Annotated in this window: 8 protein-coding genes; 5 read left to right on the forward strand and 3 right to left on the reverse strand. The window is 60.3% G+C overall.

The window, feature by feature from the left end; genetic code table 11:
- Positions 1 to 52: 52 nt before the first annotated feature.
- Positions 53 to 913, reverse strand: coding sequence for a MurR/RpiR family transcriptional regulator (locus tag F8N49_RS23715; RefSeq protein WP_169842436.1), 861 nt, complete (start codon positions 911 to 913; stop codon positions 53 to 55).
- Positions 914 to 1139: 226 nt separating this feature from the next.
- Here F8N49_RS23715 and zwf point away from each other — a divergent pair, with 226 nt between their 5' ends.
- The 4 genes from zwf to F8N49_RS23735 all read left to right on the forward strand — a co-directional run bounded on the left by zwf (position 1140) and on the right by F8N49_RS23735 (position 4733).
- Positions 1140 to 2606, forward strand: a complete 1467-nt coding sequence (zwf, locus tag F8N49_RS23720) for a glucose-6-phosphate dehydrogenase (RefSeq protein WP_016773537.1) — start codon at positions 1140 to 1142, stop codon at positions 2604 to 2606.
- Positions 2593 to 3306, forward strand: a complete 714-nt coding sequence (gene pgl, locus F8N49_RS23725; protein WP_024014058.1) for a 6-phosphogluconolactonase — start codon at positions 2593 to 2595, stop codon at positions 3304 to 3306. Before zwf ends, pgl begins: the two co-directional genes overlap by 14 nt.
- Before the next feature lie 17 nt (positions 3307 to 3323).
- A complete protein-coding gene (locus F8N49_RS23730) occupies positions 3324 to 3989 on the forward strand; it encodes a bifunctional 4-hydroxy-2-oxoglutarate aldolase/2-dehydro-3-deoxy-phosphogluconate aldolase (protein WP_016773539.1) in 666 nt (221 codons plus the stop codon).
- Between the two features lie 171 nt (positions 3990 to 4160).
- Positions 4161 to 4733 (forward strand): hypothetical protein, encoded by a 573-nt coding sequence (locus F8N49_RS23735; protein ID WP_071173340.1) that lies wholly within the window; start codon positions 4161 to 4163, stop codon positions 4731 to 4733.
- Here F8N49_RS23735 and F8N49_RS23740 read toward each other — a convergent pair.
- On the reverse strand, positions 4730 to 5911 hold the full coding sequence (locus F8N49_RS23740) for an aminotransferase class V-fold PLP-dependent enzyme (RefSeq protein WP_071173339.1): 1182 nt from the start codon (positions 5909 to 5911) through the stop codon (positions 4730 to 4732). The genes F8N49_RS23735 and F8N49_RS23740 overlap by 4 nt on opposite strands.
- 30 nt (positions 5912 to 5941) lie before the next feature.
- Complete coding sequence (locus F8N49_RS23745; RefSeq protein WP_003227425.1) at positions 5942 to 6178, reverse strand: DUF3820 family protein; 237 nt, start codon at positions 6176 to 6178, stop codon at positions 5942 to 5944.
- A 205-nt stretch (positions 6179 to 6383) separates the two neighbouring features.
- On the opposite strand from F8N49_RS23745, the gene F8N49_RS23750 reads away from it, so the two are divergent.
- Positions 6384 to 6851: a PA2169 family four-helix-bundle protein gene (locus tag F8N49_RS23750; protein ID WP_016773542.1), complete on the forward strand. Its 468-nt coding sequence runs from the start codon at positions 6384 to 6386 to the stop codon at positions 6849 to 6851.
- Positions 6852 to 6929 lie beyond the last annotated feature (78 nt).

Genomic DNA, 6929 nt, shown 5'->3' on the forward strand with positions numbered 1-6929 from the left:
GTCGGCTCCCTCTCCCTCCGGGAGAGGGCTGGGGTGAGGGGGCTTTTGATCTTTAGTTGAATTCATCCCCAACCGGATACCGGCTGGCATTCAAGCTCTCTTTGATCTTGCGCAAATGCGGCTGGAAATCCACGCCACGGCGCAAGGTCATCCCGGTCGCCAACACATCCAGCACCGTCAACTGAATGATCCGCGAGGTCATCGGCATATAAATGTCGGTGTCTTCCGGCAACGGAATATTCAGGCTCAAAGTACTGGCCTTGGCCAGCGGTGAATTCTCCGCCGTCAGGCCCAAAACCGAAGCGCCGTTTTCCCGGGCAATCCGCGCCACTTCCACCAGCTCACGGGTACGTCCGGTGTAGGAAATGATCACGAACAGCTCACCGGTGTGCGCCACCGAAGCAATCATTCGCTGCATCAACACATCGGCATGCGCGGTGACCGCAAGGTTGAAGCGGAAGAACTTGTGCTGCGCATCCAGCGCCACCGGGGCAGAGGCGCCGAGGCCGAAGAAATGGATCTGCCGGGCCTGGATCAACAGGTCGACGGCGCGGCTGATCAGGTTCGGGTCGAGCGCCTGACAAGCGCTGTCCAGGGAGGCGATGGCGCTGCCGAAAATTTTCTGCGTGTACGCCTCGGGATTGTCGTCGGCCTCGACCGCGCGGCTGACATACGCCGCACCACTGGCCAGGCTCTGCGCCAATTGCAGCTTGAGTTCGGGGTAGCCGCTGACACCGAACGAGCGGCAGAAGCGGTTGACCGTCGGTTCGCTCACCGAGGCGGCCTGGGCGAGGGCGGCGATGCTGAAGCGGGTGGCCTGCTGCGGGTTGAGCAGGATCACCTCGGCGACCTTACGTTCGGCCTTGTTCAGCTCTTCAAGGCGACTCTGGATCTGTTCCAGTAAATTTCGCACGCGGTCCATATGGAATTCCTGATTCACCGACGCAGAGTTGCGTCGGGCTATGCAAATTGGGCCTTTGATATGGCCCGTGACGGTGGCCTATCCTACTGATGCGTCCGGGCGACCACCACTCGGATTGAGTATTCTGCGAAAATGTTGTGGTTATTACTACATTTTCCCTTGAGTGATGCCTTGAAAAAAGGTATTTGTAGCTTAACTTGATAAAAGAACAAACATCATGCCTTCCATTACGGTTGAACCGTGCACCTTTGCCTTGTTCGGCGCGCTTGGCGATCTGGCCCTGCGCAAGCTGTTTCCTGCCCTGTATCACCTTGACGGTGCCGACCTGCTGCACGAGGACACGCGAATCATCGCGCTGGCCCGTGAGCCCGGCAGCGAGCAGCAGCACATGGCGTTCATCGCCGCCGAATTGCGCCGTTACGTCGGTAAAGAGCTGAACGAAACCGTAGCCGAGCGCTTTCTCGCGCGCCTGACCTACCTGCACGTCGACTTCCTCAAGGCTGAGGATTACGTGGCGCTGGCGGAACTGGCCGGCAGCAGCCAGCGCATGATTGCCTACTTCGCTACTCCGGCGGCGGTATACGGCGCGATCTGCGAGAACCTCGAGAAAGTCGGTCTGGCCGAGAACACCCGTGTAGTGCTGGAAAAACCGATCGGCTCTGACCTGGAGTCCTCGCGCAAGGTCAACGACGCCGTCGCGCAGTTCTTCCCGGAAGACCGCACCTACCGCATCGACCACTATCTGGGCAAAGAGACCGTTCAGAACCTGATCGCCCTGCGTTTCGCCAACAGCCTGTTCGAAACCCAGTGGAACCAGAATTACATCTCCCACGTGGAAATCACCGTGGCCGAGAAGGTCGGCATCGAAGGCCGTTGGGGCTATTTCGACAAGGCCGGCCAACTGCGCGACATGATCCAGAATCACCTGTTGCAGTTGCTCTGCCTGATTGCCATGGATCCGCCGGCCGACCTGTCCGCCGACAGCATCCGTGACGAGAAAGTGAAAGTGCTCAAGGCGCTCGCGCCGATCAGCCCGGAAGGCCTGACCACGCAAGTGGTGCGCGGCCAGTACATCGCCGGCCACAGCGAGGGGAAATCCGTTCCGGGTTACCTCGAAGAACCGAATTCCAACACCCAGAGCGACACCGAAACCTTCGTCGCCCTGCGTGCCGACATCCGCAACTGGCGCTGGGCCGGCGTGCCGTTCTACCTGCGTACCGGCAAGCGCATGCCGCAGAAGCTGTCGCAGATCGTCATCCACTTCAAGGAACCCTCGCACTACATTTTCGCCCCGGAGCAGCGTCTGCAGATCAGCAACAAACTGATCATCCGCCTGCAACCGGACGAAGGCATTTCCTTGCGCGTGATGACCAAAGAGCAGGGCCTGGACAAGGGCATGCAACTGCGCAGCGGGCCGCTGCAACTGAATTTCTCCGACACCTGGCGTAGCGCGCGGATCCCCGATGCCTACGAGCGGTTGTTGCTGGAAGTGATGAACGGCAATCAGAACCTGTTTGTCCGTAAAGATGAAATCGAAGCCGCGTGGAAGTGGTGTGACCAGTTGATCGCCGGGTGGAAGAAATCCGGTGACGCGCCCAAGCCGTATGCGGCCGGGTCGTGGGGGCCGATGAGCTCCATTGCTTTGATCACGCGGGACGGGAGGTCGTGGTATGGCGATATCTGATGTGCAACTGCCGACGGGCGTGACTGCCCGCGAATTCAACAGCCCGGTGCTGCTCGCCGAAGGTCTGGCGCTCAACGTTGCCAAGCAACTGAGCGACGCCATCGCGGCACGCGGCAACGCGGTGCTGGTGGTGTCCGGCGGACGCAGCCCGGTAGCGTTTTTCCAGCACCTGGCCAAGCAGGAGCTGGACTGGTCGAAGGTCGTCGTGACCCTGGCCGACGAACGCTGGGTACCGGTTGAACATGCCGACAGCAATGCCGGCCTGCTCAAGCAGTATCTGCTCAAAGGCCCGGCAGCCAAGGCGCAGTTCCTCAGCCTCTACAGCGCGGCGGCCAACGTCGAGCAGGCTGCGGAACAGGCCGATCGTCTGCTCGGCGAACTGCCGCCCATCGACGTGCTGGTATTGGGCATGGGCGATGACGGTCACACCGCGTCGCTGTTCCCCGACAGCCCGAACCTCGCCGAAGCCCTGCAAGCCGATGGCACGCGCCGTTGCTGGCCGATGCTGGCGCCCAGCGTGCCACGTCAGCGCCTGACCATGAGCCGCGCGCTGCTGGCCTCGGCCCGGCACAAGATTCTGTCGATTTCCGGTCAATCGAAACTGACCACCCTGAATGCCGCGCTGGCATCCGATGACGTTGCGGCCATGCCGGTGCGCGCGTTTCTGCAACCTACGTTAGAGATTTACTGGTGCCCATGAGCCAAGGAACAGCCGCTATGACAACCCCATCCCCGACCGTTTCCATGGCGGACAAAGTTGCCCTGATCGACAGTCTCTGCGCCAAGGCGCGGATCCTGCCAGTGATTACCATCGCCCGTGAACAGGACGTGCTGCCGCTGGCCGACGCCCTCGCCGCCGGTGGCCTGACCGCGCTGGAAGTGACCCTGCGTTCGCAGTTCGGCCTCAAGGCCATTCAGATCCTGCGTGAACAGCGTCCGGAACTGATGACCGGTGCCGGCACCGTGCTCGACCGCAACATGCTCGCAGCGGCGGAAGCGGCCGGTTCGCAATTCATCGTCACCCCGGGCATCACTCGTGACCTGCTCGAAGCCAGCGTCGACAGCCCGATTCCGCTATTGCCGGGCATCAGCAACGCCTCGGGGATCATGGAAGGCTACGGTCTGGGCTATCGCCGCTTCAAGCTGTTCCCGGCGGAAGTCAGCGGTGGCGTGGCGGCAATCAAGGCGCTCGGCGGCCCGTTCGGCGAAGTGAAATTCTGCCCGACTGGCGGCGTCGGCCCGGCCAATATCAAGAGCTACATGGCGCTGAAAAACGTCATGTGCGTGGGCGGTAGCTGGATGCTTGATCCGGAGTGGATCAAGAACGGCGACTGGGCGCGCATTCAGGAATGCACTGCCGAAGCCCTGGCGCTGCTGGACTGATCTTTACCCCTACACCTCGTTGTGTGCTTTACGGCTTTATGGTGCGCTTGGTCGGCGCACCTTTTTTTTGCGCTGAAAAAACTGCCGGTACATGCGGCGATACATAGTTACTGCACGCTGGCTTTTTCACGGGGTTAATCTGCGTCCATCTTATGGAAGAGAGAACGCCTCATGGACGACCGTCAGTCTCTGACCCTTACACCACAATCCCGTTATCAACCGCAGCAACTTCCCCTCGGCCGCCCCGCAGCCGATTCCCAAGTGCGCAATATCAGCCAGGGTGTCCAAGGCCTGCCGCTGATCCTGCGTCTGTCGCTGGTCGATGCGATGACCAGCGAGCCAGTCATCGGCGCGCTGGTGCGCATTCAACAGCGTGTCGATGGCGACACCAGCCTGGGCGGCAGTCAATCGACTGACAGCCATGGCATCGTCCGCTTCACCAGTGTCTATCCGGATCGACCTGCGCACGGGGCTGCTTGCCTGAAGCTGAACGTATTCATTCCCGGCGACGAAGCAGGAGCCCAAGCTCACCACGAGGCCTGGGCCGGGACCTTGCACCTCCCAGGCCGCTGCGGCTGTGAAGGTGCCGCCGAGGACGCCTTGCAGTTGGTATTGCGGCCGATCGCCGGCGCCGATCTTGAAGACGGCGCCTTCGCCAGCCTGACCCTCGGCATCGACACCTTCGCCGTGTCGGCGCAGTTGGGTCTTGAAGGCTACGAAAAAAACTCCGGTGTGCCGTTCTAGCGCAGCTGGTTCAATGCGTGGACCAACTGCTCCATCTCGCCAGCCGTGGTGGTCAGCCCCGGGGTGATGCGAATGCACGGCCCGCATGCGGCGCCGGTGCGCACCACGGTGAACAGGTTGAATTCGCTGAGCAGCCGCTCGGCCATGGCCTGTTGATCGGCATGCCGGGTGAAGCGCAGCGCTGTGATCCCGCAATACAGTTGCGGGTCGTCCGGCGTCAGCACCTCGATGCCCGGCAGGTGTCGCACGGCGCTGACCCACAGGTTGCGCAGGTAATTCAGGCGTGGGCTTTTGGCTGCGGCGCCACCGAGGGCGTCGTGCTCTTCGAACACCAGCGGCAAGGTCATCAGCGCCGGGATGTTCGGCGTGCTGTACGAGGTGCGCGCGCGAATATCGCTTACTGGGTAATGCATCTCGCCCATGTCCGGATCAATGTCGGCCAGACGCTGCGGGGCGATATAGATGAAGCCAAGGGTCAGCGGTGAGCCGATCCATTTGTGCAGGTTATAACCGGCGAAAGCGATGCCCAACGCTTGCAGGTCAAATTCAATCTGGCCGAGGGCGTGGGCACCGTCGAGGATGATGTCGACGCCGTGCTCTTTGGCCAGTGCGGCGATGGCCTGCACCGGCATGACCAGACCGGTGCGATGGGTGACATGGGTCAGCGCCATCAGTTTGAGCTTCGGGTGGCGGGTGAAAGCTTCCCGGTAGCTTTCCAGCAGGCTGTCGAAACTGGCGGGATGGTGGTGGGTAATCTCGATGACCTCAACGCCACGCTGTTGCGCCAGCCAGCGCATGGCGCCCTTGACCGTGTCGTACTCGAGGTCGCAGATCAGTACCTGATCACCCGGTTGCAGACGATTGTAATTGCGGATCAGCGATTGCAGGCCTTCGGTGGCATTGCGCGTCAGCGCCACGCTTTGCGCGCGCACGCCGATCAGTTCGGCCAGTTGCGCGCGGATCTCAAGGTTGTCGTGCTGTTCAAAGCGCTGGCGCACATAAATCGAGTTGCTGGTGTTGATCAGCTCGATATTGCGCTGGTACTCCTCGATCACCGTGCGCGACATGCGCCCGAAGTAACCGTTTTCCAGATTAACCGGGCCGGGCTGCACATCGTATCGGTCGGCGAATGTCTGCCAGAAGGCTTCGTCACGGGCGCGGCGGGTGTTGTCAGGCATGGTCGGCAAGGCTCAAGAGGGAAGGGCGCGTCAGTGGCGCGGGGCGGGTTTGCCGTGTTTGGCGCGCAGCGGTTCGAGCAGGTCGGACAGGCCGTTGTGGTCGATCTCCTGCATCAACGCCAACAGGCCACCGAGTTCACCGTGGGGAAAGCCTTCACGGGCGAACCAGTTCAGATAGGGGCCAGGCAAGTCGGCAATGATCCGCCCTTTGTATTTGCCGAAGGGCATCTCGCGGGTGATCAGCAGTTCGAGTTTTTCCGGATTCATCAGCACGCTTCATCGTTCACATGACAGCCTGGAAAATACAGGCATTCTGCATGCAGGCCAAATGACAGATCATGCAAAAAACCAGCATACAGATGGTTCAATCTTTCTTAAGTCACTGAAAACAAAGATATTTTTACCTTATGTGAAGCTGGCACGCACACTGCAATATCCCTTGCATCTTCAACCCATCGCAAGGAATTGAAAAATGACCGACATGAATAAAGAAGCCATTTCTGTACTCAACGACCTGATTGAAACCTGCAAGGACGGTCAGGAAGGGTTCAAGACTTGCGCCGAAGACATCAAGCACCCAGAACTGAAAACCCTGTTCGTGCAGCGCTCTGCCGATTGCGCCACCGCAGCAGCCGAGCTGCAGGCTCAGGTACGTTCGCTGGGCGGTGATCCGGAAACTTCGACCAGCGTTGCCGGTGATCTGCACCGTCGCTGGGTCGACGTCAAATCCATGTTCACCGGTAAAGACGAAGAGGCTGTGCTGAACGAAGCCGAGCGCGGTGAAGACCATGCGCTGAAGGCTTATCGTGAAGCGATCGAGAAGATCAACAAGCACAATCTGGTTGGCATCAAGGATCTGGTTGAGCGTCAGTACCACGGCGTACAACGCAACCACGACCAAGTGAAGGCCCTGCGTAACCAGGCTCGTGCGAACTCGTAAGAGTTAGTCGGCTGAAAAAAAACGCCAGCTTGTCTGGCGTTTTGTTGCGCGCGTCTGGAAAGCAAAGATCGCAGCCTG

Origin of the sequence: Pseudomonas sp. GXM4, from assembly GCF_008923895.1 — a bacterium.
Classification (GTDB): Bacteria; Pseudomonadota; Gammaproteobacteria; order Pseudomonadales; family Pseudomonadaceae; genus Aquipseudomonas; species Aquipseudomonas atacamensis.